Source organism: Teichococcus globiformis (assembly GCF_042646265.1).
Lineage (GTDB): Bacteria > Pseudomonadota > Alphaproteobacteria > Acetobacterales > Acetobacteraceae > Pseudoroseomonas > Pseudoroseomonas globiformis.
This window is the reverse complement of sequence record NZ_JBHRTN010000018.1, coordinates 30,732-47,599: the sequence shown is the minus strand read 5'-3', so window position 1 is coordinate 47,599 and position 16,868 is coordinate 30,732. Positions and strand designations below refer to the sequence as shown.

The window sequence follows — 16,868 nt, the reverse complement described above, 5'->3', positions numbered from 1 at the left end:
TTCAGCCTCGCTTCTCCGCCGGGGAAGGAGCCGGCTCGCGCTCCCGCTCCGGATCCTGATCTGCCGAGGCCGGCTGGGGCCGCCTGTGGATCCAGGGATTGCGGGGCGGTGTGCCTTCCTCGCTCAGGATCTTTTCGGTGCCTGTGCAGTCGCTGCCTGGTGCTTTGTCTTCGGCCATGGTGACCCTCCTCTCCTGGAATGCAACGATGCGCGGCGGATCCGGTTGACGGAGAGATGAGGCGGGAGGAGCGCGGACATGCTGACGGGCGGGTGCTTCTGTGGCGCGGTGCGCTATGAGGCCGATGGCGAGCCCTTTCATGCCACGTGGTGCCATTGCGCCGATTGCCGGCGCAGCAGCGGGGCACCGGCCATGGCATGGTTCTCCGTGCACCGAGCGGATTTCCGCCTCACTGAGGGCAAGCTCCGCCAATTCAAGTCCAGTGAGCGAGCCGAACGAGGCTTCTGCGGCGATTGCGGCACCAGCCTGACCTACGAGGGGAAGGATCTGCCGGAGCTGGACGTGGCCACGGCCACGCTGGACATGCCGGAAAAGGTTCCGCCACGTGACCATATCTGGTTCCGCAGCCATCTGGACTGGGTGCGGCCCGGCGATGGACTGCCTCAACACAACACCGAACGTGGAGCCGGCTAAGCGCCGTTGAGCGCCAGCGTGGTCCAGCCGATCAGCAGCAGCGCTGCCAGGGATGGCCACAAGAGGCGCCAGAGCTGGGCCGGCCGCGTGCCGTCTGCCAGCAGGCCGACCACCATGGCGGTGACGCCGACGCTCATCCCGGCTCCTCCCGCGCCCATGAAGTTGTGCAAGCCCGCGGCGGCGGCGGCGGGCAGCCCTGCCGCCTGGCCAAGCGAGGCCTGCACCGCCATCAGCGAGGCGTTGGAGGCAACATTGCTGCCGGTGATCAGCCCCGATGCCAAGCCCAGCGGCGCCATGGCATAGGCCGCCAGCGATCCCAGCGCCGTCGCTGTGCTTCCGGCCAGCGCCGCGGCCACGCCACTGCCGGCCATCCAGCGCCCCAGCAGCACATAGAGCAACATGGCCTGGGCCGGGCGGCCAGCCCTTCTCAGGGTCGTCTTCAAGGCCGTGCCGAGCCCTTCGGGCCTGACGGCCAGAAGGGCCAGCGATACAAGCCATAGAACTACGGCGACATGCGTCAGCGGCAGTGGCGGCAGATCCGCCCAAACCTGCAAGCTGGGTGCGCGGGTCCAGGAGCGCGCCAGCAGCAGCGCGGCGCAGAGCAGCGCCCAAGGGCTCAGCATCGCCAGGGCGCGGTACCAGGCCGCTGCACCCCGTGGCGGATCGAGCCGCCACAAGACCAGCAGGAGCGGCAGTCCGGCTGCCACCATGCCCGCAACCTCGAAAGGTAGTGCGAGATTGGCGACGACCAGCAGCGTGGCCATGACAACCACAACGGCGAACTGCATGGCCATTTCGCGCTTCGGCACCGCCAGTCCGGCCGCACCGCAAAGGCGCCACAGCACGGGCGGCATGCAGAGCAGCCAGGCGGCGGCGGGCCACGCCGTGGCCAGGGCTACCTCCTGAGGCGGCAGATGCACAAGGGCCGCGCCCAGGGAGGTTCCCGGCCCCAACCCGCCCCAGGGCACCAGCACCAAGGCCAGCAACGCCATGGCGCCAGCCGGCGCGCCGCCGATGCCCATGCGGCGCAGCGCCGCCAAGGCAAACACCGCGCCAACGGCGAAGCCGGTCACGCTTTCCACGAATGCGCCACCCAGCAAGGTGGCCGCCAGAATGCGGCGCGGCGATGCCTGGATACCGGTATCCCGTCCAGGCTGCAGCCGGGTGACAGCCAGGTGGAACAACAGGCCCCCGGTCAACACCGCCACCGGCTGTAGTCCGAGAAACAAGGCCCGCGCCGCTTCGGCGACCAGAAAGACGGCGATGCCGGCGAAGTCGCCGGGAAGGGTAAGGGCTATTCCGGGAAGGCTGGCGGCCAGCGCCGCAAGGCAGGCCGCAACCGGCCCGGCCCGGCCGGACAACAGAAGACCAAGCAGCAACAGCAGTGGAGCGGATTGGAGCAGAGCCATGGCTGTCCATGGTGACGCTCGCGAACCGGTCTGGCCAGCCTTGCCGAGGCCGGGCGAAGCCGTGCCGGGCAGACGATCCTATTGCGAGGCGTGGAGATGCTCGGCTCCGGCGGAAGCGGATCCCGAGGCGTGCCTATGGGCCTGGCGCGGGGGGCCATTGCGCCACGCCGAGGCCCAGCCCGGCAATGCCGCCGCGGGCAACGGGCGGCTGACAGCAAAGCCCTGCGCATGATCGGCACCGGCAGCGGTGACGGCCCGCCACAGCCTGGCGTCCGAAACACCCTCTGCCGTTACCGACATGCGCCGCGAATGCGCCAGGGCGACCAGCCGCTCTACTTCGGCACGCGCGCGGCGACGCGTGGGCATGGCACCGACCAAATGCCGGTCGAGCTTGATGCCCGCGAAAGGCAGTTCCATCAACGCGGCACGGTCTTCTTCCAGCCCCATGTCGTCGATCAGCACCGGAAGGCCTGCCCGTTCCAGCCGTCGCAGTGCCCGGCGCAAGGCAGACCGGTCGCGCACCGGAATGGTTTCCGTGAGTTCCAGGGTCAAAGCAGAGGCGGGGAAGTTGTGCCGTGCCATCAGGCCATTCAGCCAGGACAGCACATCCTGTTCCAGCAGCACGGTCAGCGGCAGGTTCACGCTCAGCGAAGCACCGACCCGTGCCGCGGCCGGAGCCATTTCCGCGAACGCTGCCTCGGCGACCGCGGCGGTCAAGGCCCGTGACTGGCCACTGCTCTCGGCGAGGGGCACAAACAAGTCGGGCCCGAGCGGACTGTCGTCTGGCCGATGCCACCGCGCAAGGCCTTCCAGCAGGACGGGACGACGATCGGACAGCCGCAGGATCGGTTGGTAGCGCACGGTGATCTCACCGCGGGCAAGGCCGATGGCCAGGGCCGCAGGGTCGGTGGCGGGGCTTTGCGTACGGCGCCAGCGGGCCGCACGCAGCGCTTGCGCCAGATCCTCGGCCCGCGGCAGCACGGCATCCACCCCGGCCATGGCTACGCCATCCTCCCGGACCACCACAATGCCGGTGTGGGAAAACGGATCGAGTGCCGTGGCCAGCAGCGCCGGCCAGCTAGAACCTGCCGCGGATGGCTGGCAGACCAGATGACGCGGAGGAGAACCCGAGCCGGTGCCGGTTCCGAACAAGTGGCGCAGGGCCGTACGTCCATCCGCCACGCGCTGGGGCGCATGCGCCATACCCCGGGCCGCAGCCTGGGTGGCACGGACGATCTCGGGATCATCCGCCAGCAGAAGCAGCGGGTGATCCACGTCGCTAGGTCCGGTGCTGAAGCGCAACGCCATGATCCTCCCCCTTCCACGAAGGGCCTCGGCCAATGTTGGTGCACCGCTCACGGAATGTAAAGATCAGATCAAAATTGAGATGTCCGATAAAGAGATACTGCAATCTTTTAGTTTACGTGTGCCTGTTTCACATCTGCTTTCCAGATTAGCCGACTTGCGACTGAACTATTCTTTCGCAGAATTGGCCGCGGCGTAGCTGGGCAGTCCTTCAACGCAAAACAGCCCCGCCGGTTTAGGCGAAGCTGTTCCGCCGTGATGATCCGGAAGGTCTACGGATCTTACCCAGCCTTGGGCTGCGGCTTCACGCCGCCTGCCGCCTCGGTTCCACGGCGCAGCCGGTTTTCCCCGAGGTAAAGCAGGATCGGTGCAGAAATGAAGATGGAAGAAGAGGTGGAGGCAACAATGCCGAAAACCATGGTCCAGGCAAAGCCGGCCAGGGTATCGCCGCCAAACAGCGCCAAGGGAAGCGCGGAAAGCAACAGCGTTACCGAGGTGCCAAGCGTCCGGTTCAGCGTCTCGTTGATGGACCGATCGATCACCTGCCGCAATGGCATGGTCTTGAACTTGCGCAGGTTCTCGCGCATCCGGTCGTAGACCACCACCTTGTCGTTGACCGAGAAGCCGATGATGGTCAGTGCCGCCGCAACCGTCGCCAAACTGAATTCAATGCGCGTCACGGCCAGAAAGCCTACTACCTTGGTGGTTTCCAGCAGCAGCGTCACCACGGCGCCGATGGCGAACTGCCATTCGAAGCGGAACCAGATATAGGCCATCATGGCCAGCATGGAGAGGCCAAGGGCGATCAGGCTGCCGGTGAAGAGCTCCGACGAGATGCGGTTGCCAACGGCCTCGGTTCGCACGAGACGGCTGCCCGGAGCCGCCTCGTTCAGCGCCCCCCGCACCTGATTGACCGTCTGCTGCGTCGCGGCCTCGTCGCCCTGCACCGGCAGGCGGACCAGCACGGTGGAGGCGTCGCCGAATTCCTGTACGCCCACCTCGCCAAGGCCGAGATCGGCGACGCTGGACCGGATGGCGCCGAGATCGGCGGGCCCCTCGGTGCGGATCTCCATCAGGATGCCGCCGCGGAAGTCGATGCCTTTCTCCAGCCCCGGATAGAAGGCCAGCACCACTGACAGCACCGACAGGATGACCGAGAAGGCGATACCCAGATGCCGCCCCTTCATGAAGGGGATCTTGGTATCGTCCGGCGCGAGGCGGAACAGGGGATGGGCGAGAAACATGATGCGTCTTCCCCTTCAGACCGGGAGGGCCTTGGGCCGCCGGCGGCGGTACCAGGTGGCGACGAAAAGCCGGACCAGGGTGGTGGCGGTCCACATCGACACGATGGTGCCGATGGCCACCGTGACAGCGAAGCCTCGCACCGGTCCGGAGCCCAGCGCATATAGGCAGGCCATGGCGATCAGGTTGGTCAGGTTGCTGTCCATGATGGTGCCGGAGGCCTTGGTGAAACCGGCTTCCAGCGCACTGGCGGGGGGCCGTCCGGCCCGCACCTCCTCGCGGATGCGTTCATTGATCAGGATGTTCGCGTCCAGAGCCGTGCCCAGCGTCAGCACCACTCCCGCGATCCCTGGCAAAGTCAGCGTCGCCTCCATCAGCGACAGCGCGGCAGCCATGAGCAGCAGGTTCACGAACAAGGCCAGGTTGGCAAGCCAGCCGAACAGCCCATACGCGAAGCCCATGTACAGGAAGACGAAACTGGCTCCGACCGTCAGGCTGACCACACCGGCGCGGATGGCGTCGGCCCCCAGTTCCGGTCCGACCGTCCGCTCCTCCACCACCGTGAGCGGGGCGGGCAGGGCGCCGGCGCGCAGCAGCACGGCGAGGTCGTTGGCGGTGGCGGCGGTGAAATTGCCGCTGATCTGGCCCTGGCCCCCGGTGATCGGCTCGTTGATCACGGGCGCGGTGATGACTTTGTTATCCAGCACCACGGCGAAGGGGCGGCCCACATTCTGACGGGTAATGTCGGCGAAGCGTCGCGTGCCCACGGAATCGAAGGAAAAGTTCACCACCCACTGGCCCGTTTGGGCGTTCTGCCCGGCGCGGGCATCGGTGAGGTTGGCACCGTCCACCTCGACGCGGCGACGAACGGGATAGCGCGTGCCTGCGGTCTCGCCATCCAGGAACTGCACGCCGGGTGGCGGCAGGGCGGCCTGCGGGTTGGCATTGGGATCCAGCAGGTGGAAGGTCATGCGGGCCGTGCGGCCCAGCAGCTCCTTGATCCGGTTCGGATCTTCCAGCCCCGGCAATTGCACCAGGATCCGATCGGCGCCCTGCCGGGCGATCAGCGCTTCGGACGTGCCGGTTTCATCGATGCGGCGACGGACGATCTCGAGCGATTGCTCCACCGCGCCCGAGGCCCGGTTGCGCAGCGCTGCCTCGTTGAGCTGCAGCGTGATGGTGCCATCCGGAGCGGCGTTGACGTCGACCTCTGCCGTGGCCGCACCGGTCGGGCCGATCGGCGCGCTGCCCGGCGGGTTGGCCATTTCCCGCAACGCAGCCAGCGCGGGCTGCACCTGATTCGGGTCGCGCACCCGAACGGTCAGGCGCTCATTGGCAGGATCGGCGGCGAGGTTGAGATACCCGATGTTGCCCTGCCGCAGCCGGGTGCGGGTGCTGTCGGCCAGGCTTTCCAGCCGCTCGCGCACAACGGCGCGAAGATCGACCTCCAGCAGCAGGTATGAACCGCCCCGCAGGTCCAGGCCCAGCGAGATCTGCCGGGCCGGTAGCCAGGAGGGGATCGCGGCCTTGGGAAAGAGGTTCGGCAGGGAGAAGAGCACCCCTGCCAGAATGACGCCCAGAATGGCGACAACCTTCCAGCGCGCGAAATACAGCATCCCGGATATAGCTTTCTCAATGGGCGGCCGGTGACGACCGGAAGTGGCGGCGGAAGATGCTGGGTCAGCGCCACGGATGCAAGCCGCGCAGACATTTTGCAATCAATGGGCGCCGGAAGACGAAGGCCAAGGGTCGGCGTTCCGGCTCCGGACCGCCAGGACATGCCCTTTCGCTCACCGCCCATGCTGCTAGATGGACCGGGAATGGCCGGCCCTCGTGTAGCCGCCCCCCGCGATGATCATGGAGCAGGCGATGCAACTCAAACTCGGCATTATCGGTGCGGGACATTTCGGACGTTTTCATGCGCTGAAGGCGTCCAAGGCGCCGCGGGTGGAGTTCCTTGGCCTCGCCGATGCCGATCCGGCCCGGGCCGATGCCGTGGCCGCCGAAGCGGGCTGCCGGACCTGGGAACGGGACACGCTGATGGCAGCCGCCGATGCCCTTATCATCGCCGCGCCCACCGCCTTTCACCATGATCTGGCCAGCCGGGCCATCGCCGCCGGCTGCCACGTCTTCGTGGAGAAGCCCATCGCCGCCACGCTGGCGGAGGCCGACGCGCTGCTGGCCGAGGCCGCCGCTGCCGGACGTGTGCTGCAGATCGGCCATATCGAGCGCTTCTCCGCCGGCATGGCGACCCTGTCGGGCAGTGCCGGTGTGGGGCGGCCGCTCTACATGGAGGCGGTGCGGATCGCCCCGTTCCGTCCGCGCAGCCTCGACGTGACGGTGATCCTGGATCTGATGATCCATGACCTGGACCTGGCCATCGCCTTGGCGGGCGGTTCGGAGCTCGTCGCGGTTGAGGCCGCCGGCAGCGCCGTGGTGTCGGAAAAGATCGACATCGCGAATGCCCGGCTACGCTTCGCCAACGGTGCCCAGGCCACGATCACCGCGAGCCGTGCCAGCCTGAAGATGGAGCGCCGGCTGCGCGTCTTCGGCACCGAGGGGTATGCCAGCCTGGACTTCCTGGCGCGCGAGATGAAGCTGGTGCGGCCGGGCCAGGGCCAGGTGCTGGAACAGATCCCCGGCCACGGCATCGAGACCTTGTCATGGACCGACCACGACAACCTGGAGGCCGAGCAGAATGCCTTCGTTGCGGCCTGTCTCGAGGGTGGCAAGCTGCGGGTGGCGGCGGATGGGCCGGCTGGCCGGGCGGCACTCGACGCCGCGCTCCGGGTTGAGGCGGCGGTGGTCACGTCGCTGCGCGCCGCGCTCGGGTAGAAAGGGAGGGGGGTTTGTAGCCCCCGGTCCCGATTGTTCAGTAGCGTCCGCGGCCGCGGCGGCCATAGTAGTTCTGCTGCTGCGACTGGTCGTACAGGTAGCCGGCGCCGGCGCCGGCACCGGCGCCGATCAGCGCGCCCAGCCCGGCATTGCCGCTGAACGAGCCAACGATGCCGCCCAGCGCCGCGCCACTGGCGGTTCCGCCAACGACACTGCGGGCCTGGGGATCCATGCCGCCCGGCGCGCAGGCACCAAGCGAGAGCGCCGCCAGCAGCGGCAGGGCAAGAGTGGCATGACGGATCATGATCGGTGCTCCTTCGCTCAACCGCGGCCACGGCCCGGCGTGGCCGGGCAGGGATAGGTGGCCTGGGCCCAGCGGAACAGGCCTTCCGGAGCCGGGGACTGGGCGTGCTGTGGGTTGGCGCGGATCCAGGCCGAGAAGGCGATCCCGGATTCGGCCACGCTGGGCGGCGGGTTCGGCAGGCAGAACAACGGGCGGCGGCCGGTATTTGGCGGGTTCAGGGCGGTATGCAACTGCCCGGCACCAGTGAGGTATCCCTGGCAATAGGCGATGGATTCGAGGCGCAGGGGACCGGGCGCCGGGTCGCACAACGCCGCCAGGTCTCCGGCGGTGGCGGCGTGAGTCACGGATTGCTGCTGGGCCGGCTGTGCCTGGGACTGCGCCAGAGCGGCACCGGCCAAGGGGAAGCTGGCCATGGCAGCCAGGGCCGTGGCCAGGGTGAGATTCCGCATGAATTCATCCTCGCGGTTGTCGGAGCCGACGTCGCTTTCCCGTTGAAGGCGAGCCGGCATGGATGGCATGCCTCGATCCAGACGCCGCGGCAAGGCCATGCTGAGAAGCGGCGCAACGCGCGATGGTTGCGCAGGGCGCCCCGGAATGCCGGGCCGACGCCTTAAGTCGCCCGCAGCACAGCAAAGGGCAGGTCTTGCGGCAGCGACAGCCGCGCGGAAGGCGGCAAGGTTTCGCCGCTCAGGACGCAATGCCAGGAGCGTGCTGCAAGTTCCCCAGGAAGCGTGATCTCCGGCAGGCCCGGGCGCTGGCCCCGCAGGGAGACGCAAACCAGCAGCGCCTCCTGGTCCAGTTGCCGCAGAAAGGCCAGATGATCCGCCCCCGCATCCAGGGGGCGGTGCTGTCCCTCCGCGAACAAGGCCGGCGCCGCGTTGCGCTCCGCCAGCAGGCGGTGGATCACGGCCTGCTTCACCGCGCCATCCTTCCAGCGCGACAGCAGGGCGGCGGGATTGTTCCCCTGCTCCAGCATGGCGCGGCGCGCGGCGTAGTCCACCGGGCGCCGGTTATCCGGGTCCACCAGGGACAGATCCCAGAACTCGGCGCCCTGGTACAGGTCCGGCACACCGGCCAGGGTATAGCGCAGCACCGTCTGCGAGAGCCCCTTCATCGCGCCCGGCTGCGCCAGGCGCCGCGCGAAATCGACCAGCGCGGCAGATAGTTCGGGGCTGCGGGCTGGATCCGTCGCGGCGCGCAGCAGTTCCAGCCCCGCCGCCTCGTAATCTTCCTCCGGCATGGCCCAGCCTGAGCGGCGCTTGGCTTCCCGCATCGCCTTGCGCTGCCATCCCTCCAGGCGCCCTACCCATTCCTCCACCGCAGGGCGGTCCGCAAGGTCGAGGCCAAGGGGCCAGGACGCCACAATCATCTGGAAGAGCATGGCGGCATCGGCCGGCTCCGGCGCAGGTCCGGCCGGTAGATCGCGGATCAGGGGCTTTGCGAGGTTGAGGAAGCCGCGGAGCGCGTCCGCCCACTCATCCGGCATCTCGGAGAGAAGGGCGAGGCGCATGCGCAGGTCTTCGCCCCGCTTGTGGTCATGCGTCGCTGTAGCCAGCATGGCGCGCGGAAAGGCTTCGGCCCGCGCTTTGGCGGCGGTGTGGAATGCCGCTGGGGTCAGGCTGAACTGGCCGGGGTTGGAACCGACCTCATTGCGGGACAGCAGGCGGCCATAGCGGTAGAATGCGGTATCCTCCACCGACTTCGCGGCAGTGGGGGAGGAAAGCTGCTGAAAGCGCTGGCGCGCCGTCAGCAGTGCGGCGCGCGCCTCGCCGAGGGGCAGGTCGCGTGGGCGGATCTCTGCCAGCCAGAGCAGCATCTGCGACAGCAGCATGTGGTCGGTCGGCGGCAGGGCGGCACGGGCGGCGTCGGCGGCCTGGCGCAGCACCGTCACATCCTGCAGGCTCGGCCCGCCAACGCGGACATAGACGCGATAAACCGGGAAGTGCAGCAGCAACTGCGCCAGCACGCGGCGGATCGCGTTGAAGGAGAAGTCCCGCGACCGGATGTGCGAGCGGGCCAGCGCCTGCAGCGCGCGGGCGCAATTGTCGAGTTCCGCGGCCAGACTGTCGCGCAGGATCTGCTTGCGGGCCGCCAGTTCCTCGGCGTGAAAGTCGCGGTGGGTGCCGGTGACCTCGGCCCAAAGGGCGGAAAGTGGCGCCTCGCCTGCCGGATCGTGCAGCACAGCGCCAACCTGGTCCATGAAGTCGTAGCCGGTGGTGCCATCGGTGCGCCAGCGAACCGGCAGCGGCTCATCCGAGGCGAGGATCTTCTCCACCAGGATGTAGGGCTCTCCCTTCGGCGCATCGGCCGGGCGCCGCCGTCCTGCGGCTTCCATGCGGCGGCGCAGCTTGCGGCAATAGCCTCCGGGATCGGCGAGGCCGTCCACATGGTCGATGCGGACGCCGTCGATCAGACCTTCGGCATAGAGGCGCAGGAGCAACTCATGCGTGGCGTCGAACACCGCCGGATCCTCGGCACGCAGCCCGGCCAGTCCGGTGACGTCGAAGAAGCGGCGCCAATTGATCTCGTCCGTGGCGGTGCGCCACCACGCCAGGCGATAATTCTGCCGCTCCAGCAGCCCGTGCAGCCGGGCGAGGCCGTCGAGGGAGCCTGGATCGTAGGTCTTCAGCGTATCGCGGTCGCGCAGGATGGCGTCGGCGTCGCCTTGCGCCACGGGGAAGCGGTTGTCGAAATAGGCAACGGAGACACCGGTGGGGCCCTCGGCCACCAGCGACAGCTCGCCATCCGCCAGCGCCTCGCCGTAGGGCTTGCCGAGGAACGGCGCCAGCATGCGGCCCTTCAGCGAGGGGTCGTCGCTCTCCCAGTCAATATCGAAGAAGCGCGCGAAGCGGCTGTCGCGTCCATGCGCCAGCACGTCCTGCCACCACGGATTGTGCGGTCCGTCCACGCCCATGTGGTTGGGCACGATGTCGAGCAGCAGTCCCATGCCATGCTGCCGCAGCGCCGCCACCAGCCGCCGCAGCGCCGGCTCGCCCCCGAGGCTGGGGTTGATCGCGTCATGCGCGGTGATGTCGTAGCCATGGCTGGAGCCAGGTGCCGCCGGCAACAGGGGCGAGGCGTAAAGGTGGCTGATGCCGAGCCGCGCCAGATACGGCACAATAGCCACGGCGTCGTCCAGGGTGAACTCGGCACGGAACTGGATGCGGTAGGTGGAGCGCGGCGTCGTTGTGGCGGGCGGCGTCATGGGGCTCTCCGCGCCCGCGCCAGTCCGCGCAGACGCTGTTCGATGGCGGGGTCCGAGAACATCAGGCCGACGGGCGGATCGATCCGCCGGCGCCAGTTCGGATGCTCATCAACGGTGCCGGGCAGGTTGGGTTGCTCCACCGCCGCAACGGCATCTTCCAGCGGCAGCAGGGCGAGGTTGCATCGCGCCCGGCCGATCTGCGCGGCGGCGGCGTCGGCCACCCGGGCGCCCTGCTCGGGCGGCGGCGCCGGGCCGCGCGCCACGCCGGATTGCCGCAGGGAAGCCCAGAGCCGCGCCCGCTCTCCGGCACGCGCATCACGCTGATTGGCCGGTCCGCCGCCCAGCTTCTCGCGCCACTCGATGTCCCGGCCGGCCCACCAGCCGGCCACCGTCGGCAGGTCGTGGGTCGAGGTCATCGAAACCGCCTCCCGTGTCCAACGCAACGGGTCCTTGAAGCCGCGGCCTGATTGCTCGAACCACATCACCCGCATGCCGGCGATGCCATGCTGCTGCAACAGGGGGCGGAACCCTTCCGGCACGGTGCCCAGGTCCTCGCCGATCGCGATGGCCTTGTGCCGGTGCGATTCCAGCGCCACCAGCCGCAGCATGTCCTCCATCGGGTAGCGCAGGTAGCAGCCATCCTTCGGCGAAGCGCCTGCAGGCACCAGCCAGAGCCGCCGAAGGCCCAGCACGTGGTCAAGGCGCACTCCGCCGGCGTTGCGGAAGGCCGCACCGAGCATCTCTCGGAACGCGGCGAAGCCATTGGCCACCAGCCCGTGCGGCGAGTAGGTGGTGATTCCCCAACCCTGCCCGCGTGTGTTGTAGATGTCGGGCGGCGCACCGATCTCGACGCCGGACAGGAACTCCGTCTGCCGAGCCCAGGCGTCACTGCCCCCGCCATCGACGCCGATGGCCAGGTCTGCGATCAGCCCGATCCGCGATCCACCTTCCTTCGCCGCCGCCTGCGCCATGCCGAGGCCGCGATCGGCCATGAACTGCAGGAACTCGTGGAAGCCGATCTCCCCGGGGTGCGCCTCAGCGAAGGCTGCCACCTCGGCGCCATCGGGATCGCGCAGCGGGGCAGGCCAATCGCGCCAGTGCCAGCGCGACGCGTCTTCCGCGATCTGCGCGGCATGCAGCGCCTCGAACCGCGCATGGTTGCGGAGCGAGTTGCCCCCGAGGGTGCGGAACGCTTCGAAGGCATCGCGCAGCGCCTCGTTCGCGGTTTGCGTGAAATGCTGGTGAAGTTGGCGGGCGCGGGCAAGGCGCGCCCGTGCTACGGCGGGCCAGTCCACCAACTCCATCGCTTCCAGGCGTGCCCATTCCGCCGCCAGCTCGGGCGGGAAGGGAGGCGCCTGCGGCATCAGCGCATCGCCGTCGGAATGGCGCACATCGAGCCATAAGCGGCTGGACGGGGCATAGGGGCTGAAGCGCGACGGGTCCGCGCTGAACTGAGCGTGCACCGGGCTGATGGCAATGGCATCGGCACCCAGCCCCGCCGCTCCTGCGGCGAAGTCGCGCAGCGCCGTGTAATCGCCGACACCGCCATCCCCGCTGCGCTTCAGCGCATAGAGCTGCACGGCCAAACCCCATGCCTTGTCGTCGCCGCAGGCATCTTCCACGCGGTAGCCGTGCGCCGGGGCCACGGCGAGGGTCAGGCGCCGATCGCCCGCCTCGAACTCGTAATAGCCGGGCAGGCTCGGCACGGTGATGCGGGCACCGCCGGCGGCGGAGCTGGTTTCGCCTTCCACCTCCGTTCCATCTTCTGCGGCCAGGCGGTAACGGCCGGGGGCAAGGCCGGGAATGCGCAGAACCTGTCCCGGCTCCGCGGTGAAGAGGGGCGGCGGCACGGAGCGCTGTGCCTGTCGCAGCCGGGCCAGACTCTCACGACAATTGGCCTCGTTCGCTGCAGGATAGCCGAGCGCATCCAGCACGGTCTGCAGGGTTTCCTGCGAGACTGCGTGACGGTGCCCGTGCGCGTCTTCCCATTCCGCCATCAGCCCGACGGAGCGGGCGAGGCGGCGCAGCTCCGGCCCGGCGCTCATGCTACTTTCAGCCAGGCGACGGCGGAACGGGCGGCCAGCCCATCGGCCGGCACCGCATCGGCAACCCCGGGCGCGCTCTCGGCCAGGATGGTGCCCTCGCCCGGCGTGCATGGGACCGGCTGGTCCCCGAACTGCGCGGCAATGGTGAGCACGGCTCCGTCCCCCAGGCGCCATTGGGCCCGCACGCCTTTTGCACCCAGCTTCTCGGCGCTGAGGGAAGTGGCTTCCGCCAGGTGCGGCCCGAGGCGCATGGCCCGCGCGCGCAGCAAGGTGGAGATGAAGCTTTCCATGTGCAGGCCCGCCTCCGAAACTCGCTCCTCCTTCTCGGGGCGGGAGGCGGCGAAGGTTGCAGGGGCGTTGGGATCGGGGATCTTCTCCCGCTTCTCCGGATCGTTGAAGGCGGGAAAGCGCGCGAATTCCTTTCGCCGGCCTTCCCGCACCGCCTCTGCCAGCTCCGGCGAAGGGAAGCCGGTGAAGAACAGGAAGGGCTTCCCGGAGGCGTACTCGTCGCCCATGAACAACATCGGCACCTGAGGCGCCATCAGCAACAGCAGAAAGGCCGAACGGATGCCGTCCACCGGCGCCAGGGCGAAGATGCGTTCGCCGAGCGCGCGGTTGCCGACCTGGTCGTGGTTCTGCAGGCAGTTCACAAAGGCCGAGGGCGGCAGGTGGCCGCTCGGCTTTCCGCGCTCGTGCCCGAGGTTCTTCGACACCTCGCCCTGGTAGACGAAGCCTTCACGCAGCGCCCGCACCAGATGCCCGGCAGGATCGTCGGCGTAATCCGCGTAATAGGCGTCGTGCTCACCGGTCAGCAGGACGTGCAGGCAATGATGCACGTCATCATTCCATTGCGCGTCGAAATCGCCTTCGAGCCGGTCGGCGTCGTTGGTTTCGTTCTCCAGCACCAGATACACTTCGCGGCCGGCTGTGGCTTTCCGCACACGCGCCGACAACTCGCCGAGGAAGGTGTCGTCGGCGATGGCATGCACCGCGTCCAGCCGCAGCCCGTCCAGGCGGTACTCGTTCAGCCAGAAGATGGCGTTCTCGATGAAGAAGTCGCGCACCGGCTTCTCGCGGAAATCGATGGCGTCGCCCCAGGGCGTGTGGATGTCCTTGCGGAAGAAGTCCGGCGCGATGCTGTGCCAGTAATTGCCGGCAGGGCCGAAATGATTATACACCACGTCGAGAATGACGGCGATGCCCAGGCCATGGGCCGTATCCACCAGGGCCTTGAGATCCTCGGGCGTGCCGTAGGTCTCGTCGGGTGCGTAGGGCAGCACCCCGTCATATCCCCAGTTGGCGGCGCCGGCGAAGTCGGCGACGGGCATGATCTCGATGGTGTTGACGCCCAGCGTGGCCAAGCGCTGCAATTCGTCCATCACCCCGCGGAAGCCACCCATGGCGCCGGCATGCAATTCGTACACCACGGCCTGCGGCCAGGGGCGTGGTTTGAAATCCGGATGCTTCCAGTCATGTGCATGATCGGTGACGATGCTCCAGCCATCCACGTCGCCATCCTGCGCGTGGCTGGCCGGATCCGGCACAGTGGGGCCGTCGCCCAGGGCGTAGCGATAGCGCGTCCCCGGCATCGCCTCCGCCTCCAGCGACCACCAGCCGTCCGGCTCGGATGTCATGGGCTGGGATGCGGCACCCTGGATCTCCAGCGTGACGCCGGGCTGCCCCGGCGCCCAAAGGCGGAAGCGGGTGCGGCCGGAAGGCGCCGGGAGGGCACCGAAGCTGTAGCTGTGGCTCATGGCGTGCGGTTCTTTGCGGCTGGGAAGGCGGCAAGCAGGCAGGCTGAACGTGCGGCAAGGCGCAGTGTTGCAGCGCGATGCGGCGCCTCGGCCGCATCGGGTGCGCTGCTATCGAGCAAACGCAGCCAGGCCAGGCGGGGTTGAGGCAAAGTGAACTCGGCCGGCAGGGCTGAAGCATTGAGCAGCAGCAACGTCACCTCCGCACTATCTGCCTCAGGACCCGGACAGGCGCGGCGCAGGGCGAGGCAGCGACCTTCGGGATCGTGCCATGCCTCCGTGGAAAGCGGCTCGCCGTCCTCGCCGAACCAGGCGATGTCGGGAATGCCGGCCGCTGGCTCCGTGCGGCCATGCAGGAAATCGGCGGAGCGCAGCGTCGCGAAACGCCGGCGCAGCGCCACGGCGCGGGCGGTGAAAGCCGCAAGCGCCTCGCCTTCCTGCGTGTCGAACAAGGCCCAGTCGATCCAGGATGTTTCATTATCCTGGCAATAGGCATTGTTGTTGCCGGCCTGGCTGCGGCCGAACTCGTCACCGGCGAGCAGCATCGGCGTGCCGTGCGAGGCGAACAGGGTGAGCAGCATGGCGCGCTTCAGCCCGGCGCGCGTGGCGCTGATCACCGGATCGGCGGTTGGACCCTCGGCGCCCCAATTGGCGCTGCAGTTGTCTCCATGGCCGTCGCGGTTCCGTTCACCATTGGCCTCGTTGTGGCGCTCGGCGTAGCTGACCAGATCGTTCAGCGTGAAACCGTCATGGGCGGCCAGATAGTTCACCGACGCCCAGGGACGGCGTCGCCGGTGTTCGAACAGAATGCCCGAACCGGTGAGACGGCCTGCGAGGTCCGCCCGCTGGGCGGCATCGCCGCGCCAGAACCGACGCACATCGTCACGGAAGCGGTCGTTCCATTCCGAGAAGCCAGGCGGGTGGCGGCCGAGTTGATAGCCACCGGGGCCGATATCCCAAGGCTCGGCAATCAGCTTCTTGCGCGACAGCACGGGGTCCTGGCGGATCGCATCGAAGAAGCCGGAGCCGGGATCGAACCCCTGATTGCCCTCGCGCCCCAGCGCCGAGCACAGGTCGAAGCGGAAGCCGTCAACACGGAAGGAGGTGGCCCAGTAGCGCAGGCTGTCCATCACCATCTGCAACACGCGGGGATGGGCGAGATTGACGGTGTTGCCGCAACCGGTCTCGTTGATCAGATGCCGCTCATCGCCTGGTACCAGCCGGTAGTAGCTGGCGTTGTCCAGGCCACGCCAGGACAGGGTGGGTCCGTCCGCGCCGCCCTCGCAGGTGTGATTGTAGACGACGTCGAGGATCACCTCGATGCCTGCGGCATGCAGCCGGCGGATGGCGATGCGGATCTCGTCCAGCTGTCCCGTGGACAGGTACGCGGGCTCGGGGGCGAAGAACGACAGTGTCGAATAGCCCCAGTAGTTGCGCAGCCCCTTCTCCACCAGGAAGCGGTCCTGCAGAAAGCCGTGGATCGGAAGCAACTCCACCGCCGTGATGCCGAGGCGCTGCATGTGCTCGATCACCGCGGGACTCGCCAGCGCAGCGAAGCTGCCGCGCTCGCGCGGCCAGACATCCTCGTGACGGATGGTCAGGCCGCGCAGATGCGCTTCGTAAATAACGGTTTGATCCCAAGGAATGTCAGGCGGGCGATCGTCGCCCCAGTTGAAGGCGTCATCGGTGACCACCGATTTCGGCATGGCCGCTGCGCTGTCGCGGCGATCAAAGCCCAGATCGCCGCGGGGACCTCCGACGCGATAGCCGAACAGCGCGTCGGACCATCGCGGCTCGCCCAGCATCTGCCGCCCATAAGGATCGAGCAGCAGCTTATGCGGGTTGAAGCGATGCCCGTGCTCCGGCAGGTAGGGGCCATGGGCGCGGTAGCCATAGACCAGGCCGGGGCGCGCCTCCGGCAGGTAGCCGTGGAACACCTCGTCCGTGCATTCCGGAAGCTCCATCCGCGCCAGCTCGCGTCGGCCGGCCGGGTCGAAGATGCAGAGGTCTATACGCGAGGCATGGGCGGAGAACACGGCGAAGTTGACGCCGAGCCCGTCCCACTGGGCGCCCAAGGGATCGGGGCGACCAGGGAGCAGGCGATCAGGAAGGCGTGGCAA

Annotated in this window: 13 protein-coding genes; 2 read left to right on the top strand and 11 right to left on the bottom strand. The window is 68.3% G+C overall.

The genetic code is table 11. From position 1 onward, the window contains the following. Position 1: 1 nt before the first annotated feature. Entirely contained in the window at positions 2 to 178 is a 177-nt protein-coding gene (locus ACFOD4_RS14430; protein ID WP_379597474.1) for a hypothetical protein, read from the bottom strand. A 78-nt stretch (positions 179 to 256) separates the two neighbouring features. Here ACFOD4_RS14430 and ACFOD4_RS14425 point away from each other — a divergent pair, with 78 nt between their 5' ends. Then, complete coding sequence (locus ACFOD4_RS14425; protein ID WP_379597472.1) at positions 257 to 652, top strand: GFA family protein; 396 nt, start codon at positions 257 to 259, stop codon at positions 650 to 652. Here ACFOD4_RS14425 and ACFOD4_RS14420 read toward each other — a convergent pair. From ACFOD4_RS14420 to secD, 4 genes are all read right to left on the bottom strand, one after another. Next, positions 649 to 2,061: an L-lactate permease gene (locus tag ACFOD4_RS14420; protein WP_379597471.1), complete on the bottom strand. Its 1,413-nt coding sequence runs from the start codon at positions 2,059 to 2,061 to the stop codon at positions 649 to 651. The genes ACFOD4_RS14425 and ACFOD4_RS14420 overlap by 4 nt on opposite strands. 78 nt (positions 2,062 to 2,139) lie before the next feature. Then, complete coding sequence (locus tag ACFOD4_RS14415) at positions 2,140 to 3,369, bottom strand: EAL domain-containing protein (RefSeq protein WP_379597470.1); 1,230 nt, start codon at positions 3,367 to 3,369, stop codon at positions 2,140 to 2,142. Positions 3,370 to 3,647: 278 nt separating this feature from the next. Continuing rightward, a complete protein-coding gene (gene secF / locus ACFOD4_RS14410; protein WP_379597469.1) occupies positions 3,648 to 4,610 on the bottom strand; it encodes a protein translocase subunit SecF in 963 nt (320 codons plus the stop codon). Positions 4,611 to 4,625: 15 nt separating this feature from the next. Further along, on the bottom strand, positions 4,626 to 6,224 hold the full coding sequence (secD, locus tag ACFOD4_RS14405; RefSeq protein WP_379597467.1) for a protein translocase subunit SecD: 1,599 nt from the start codon (positions 6,222 to 6,224) through the stop codon (positions 4,626 to 4,628). A gap of 253 nt (positions 6,225 to 6,477) precedes the next feature. Here secD and ACFOD4_RS14400 point away from each other — a divergent pair, with 253 nt between their 5' ends. After that, the gene (locus ACFOD4_RS14400) at positions 6,478 to 7,443 is read left to right on the top strand and encodes a Gfo/Idh/MocA family protein (RefSeq protein WP_379597466.1); all 966 of its coding nucleotides are present in this window, start codon (positions 6,478 to 6,480) and stop codon (positions 7,441 to 7,443) included. 37 nt (positions 7,444 to 7,480) lie between these two features. Here ACFOD4_RS14400 and ACFOD4_RS14395 read toward each other — a convergent pair whose 3' ends face one another. The 6 genes from ACFOD4_RS14395 to glgX form a co-directional block, all read right to left on the bottom strand. Further along, a complete protein-coding gene (locus tag ACFOD4_RS14395; protein WP_379597465.1) occupies positions 7,481 to 7,747 on the bottom strand; it encodes a glycine zipper domain-containing protein in 267 nt (88 codons plus the stop codon). Between the two features lie 17 nt (positions 7,748 to 7,764). Further along, positions 7,765 to 8,196, bottom strand: coding sequence for a Rap1a/Tai family immunity protein (locus ACFOD4_RS14390; protein WP_379597464.1), 432 nt, complete (start codon positions 8,194 to 8,196; stop codon positions 7,765 to 7,767). Positions 8,197 to 8,357: 161 nt separating this feature from the next. After that, positions 8,358 to 10,952 carry a malto-oligosyltrehalose synthase gene (gene treY / locus ACFOD4_RS14385; RefSeq protein WP_379597463.1) on the bottom strand — a complete coding sequence of 865 codons (2,595 nt, stop codon included), beginning with the start codon at positions 10,950 to 10,952 and terminating at the stop codon, positions 8,358 to 8,360. Next, the gene (gene malQ / locus ACFOD4_RS14380; protein WP_379597462.1) at positions 10,949 to 12,997 is read right to left on the bottom strand and encodes a 4-alpha-glucanotransferase; all 2,049 of its coding nucleotides are present in this window, start codon (positions 12,995 to 12,997) and stop codon (positions 10,949 to 10,951) included. The genes treY and malQ overlap by 4 nt, the downstream gene beginning before the upstream one ends. Further along, positions 12,994 to 14,751 carry a malto-oligosyltrehalose trehalohydrolase gene (treZ, locus tag ACFOD4_RS14375; protein WP_379597461.1) on the bottom strand — a complete coding sequence of 586 codons (1,758 nt, stop codon included), beginning with the start codon at positions 14,749 to 14,751 and terminating at the stop codon, positions 12,994 to 12,996. Before treZ ends, malQ begins: the two co-directional genes overlap by 4 nt. Next, complete coding sequence (glgX, locus tag ACFOD4_RS14370; RefSeq protein ID WP_379597460.1) at positions 14,748 to 16,868, bottom strand: glycogen debranching protein GlgX; 2,121 nt, start codon at positions 16,866 to 16,868, stop codon at positions 14,748 to 14,750. Before glgX ends, treZ begins: the two co-directional genes overlap by 4 nt.

Excerpts from the sequence above, each read along its gene's own strand:
- ACFOD4_RS14420 (WP_379597471.1), bottom strand. The coding sequence starts at position 2,061 with ATGGCTCTGCTCCAATCCGCTCCACTGCTGTTGCTGCTTGGTCTTCTG.
- treZ (WP_379597461.1), bottom strand. The coding sequence starts at position 14,751 with ATGAGCCACAGCTACAGCTTCGGTGCCCTCCCGGCGCCTTCCGGCCGC.
- secD (WP_379597467.1), bottom strand. The coding sequence starts at position 6,224 with ATGCTGTATTTCGCGCGCTGGAAGGTTGTCGCCATTCTGGGCGTCATT.
- ACFOD4_RS14390 (WP_379597464.1), bottom strand. The coding sequence starts at position 8,196 with ATGCGGAATCTCACCCTGGCCACGGCCCTGGCTGCCATGGCCAGCTTC.
- treY (WP_379597463.1), bottom strand. The coding sequence starts at position 10,952 with ATGACGCCGCCCGCCACAACGACGCCGCGCTCCACCTACCGCATCCAG.
- secF (WP_379597469.1), bottom strand. The coding sequence starts at position 4,610 with ATGTTTCTCGCCCATCCCCTGTTCCGCCTCGCGCCGGACGATACCAAG.
- ACFOD4_RS14400 (WP_379597466.1), top strand. The coding sequence starts at position 6,478 with ATGCAACTCAAACTCGGCATTATCGGTGCGGGACATTTCGGACGTTTT.
- ACFOD4_RS14415 (WP_379597470.1), bottom strand. The coding sequence starts at position 3,369 with ATGGCGTTGCGCTTCAGCACCGGACCTAGCGACGTGGATCACCCGCTG.
- ACFOD4_RS14425 (WP_379597472.1), top strand. The coding sequence starts at position 257 with ATGCTGACGGGCGGGTGCTTCTGTGGCGCGGTGCGCTATGAGGCCGAT.
- ACFOD4_RS14395 (WP_379597465.1), bottom strand. The coding sequence starts at position 7,747 with ATGATCCGTCATGCCACTCTTGCCCTGCCGCTGCTGGCGGCGCTCTCG.
- malQ (WP_379597462.1), bottom strand. The coding sequence starts at position 12,997 with ATGAGCGCCGGGCCGGAGCTGCGCCGCCTCGCCCGCTCCGTCGGGCTG.
- ACFOD4_RS14430 (WP_379597474.1), bottom strand. The coding sequence starts at position 178 with ATGGCCGAAGACAAAGCACCAGGCAGCGACTGCACAGGCACCGAAAAG.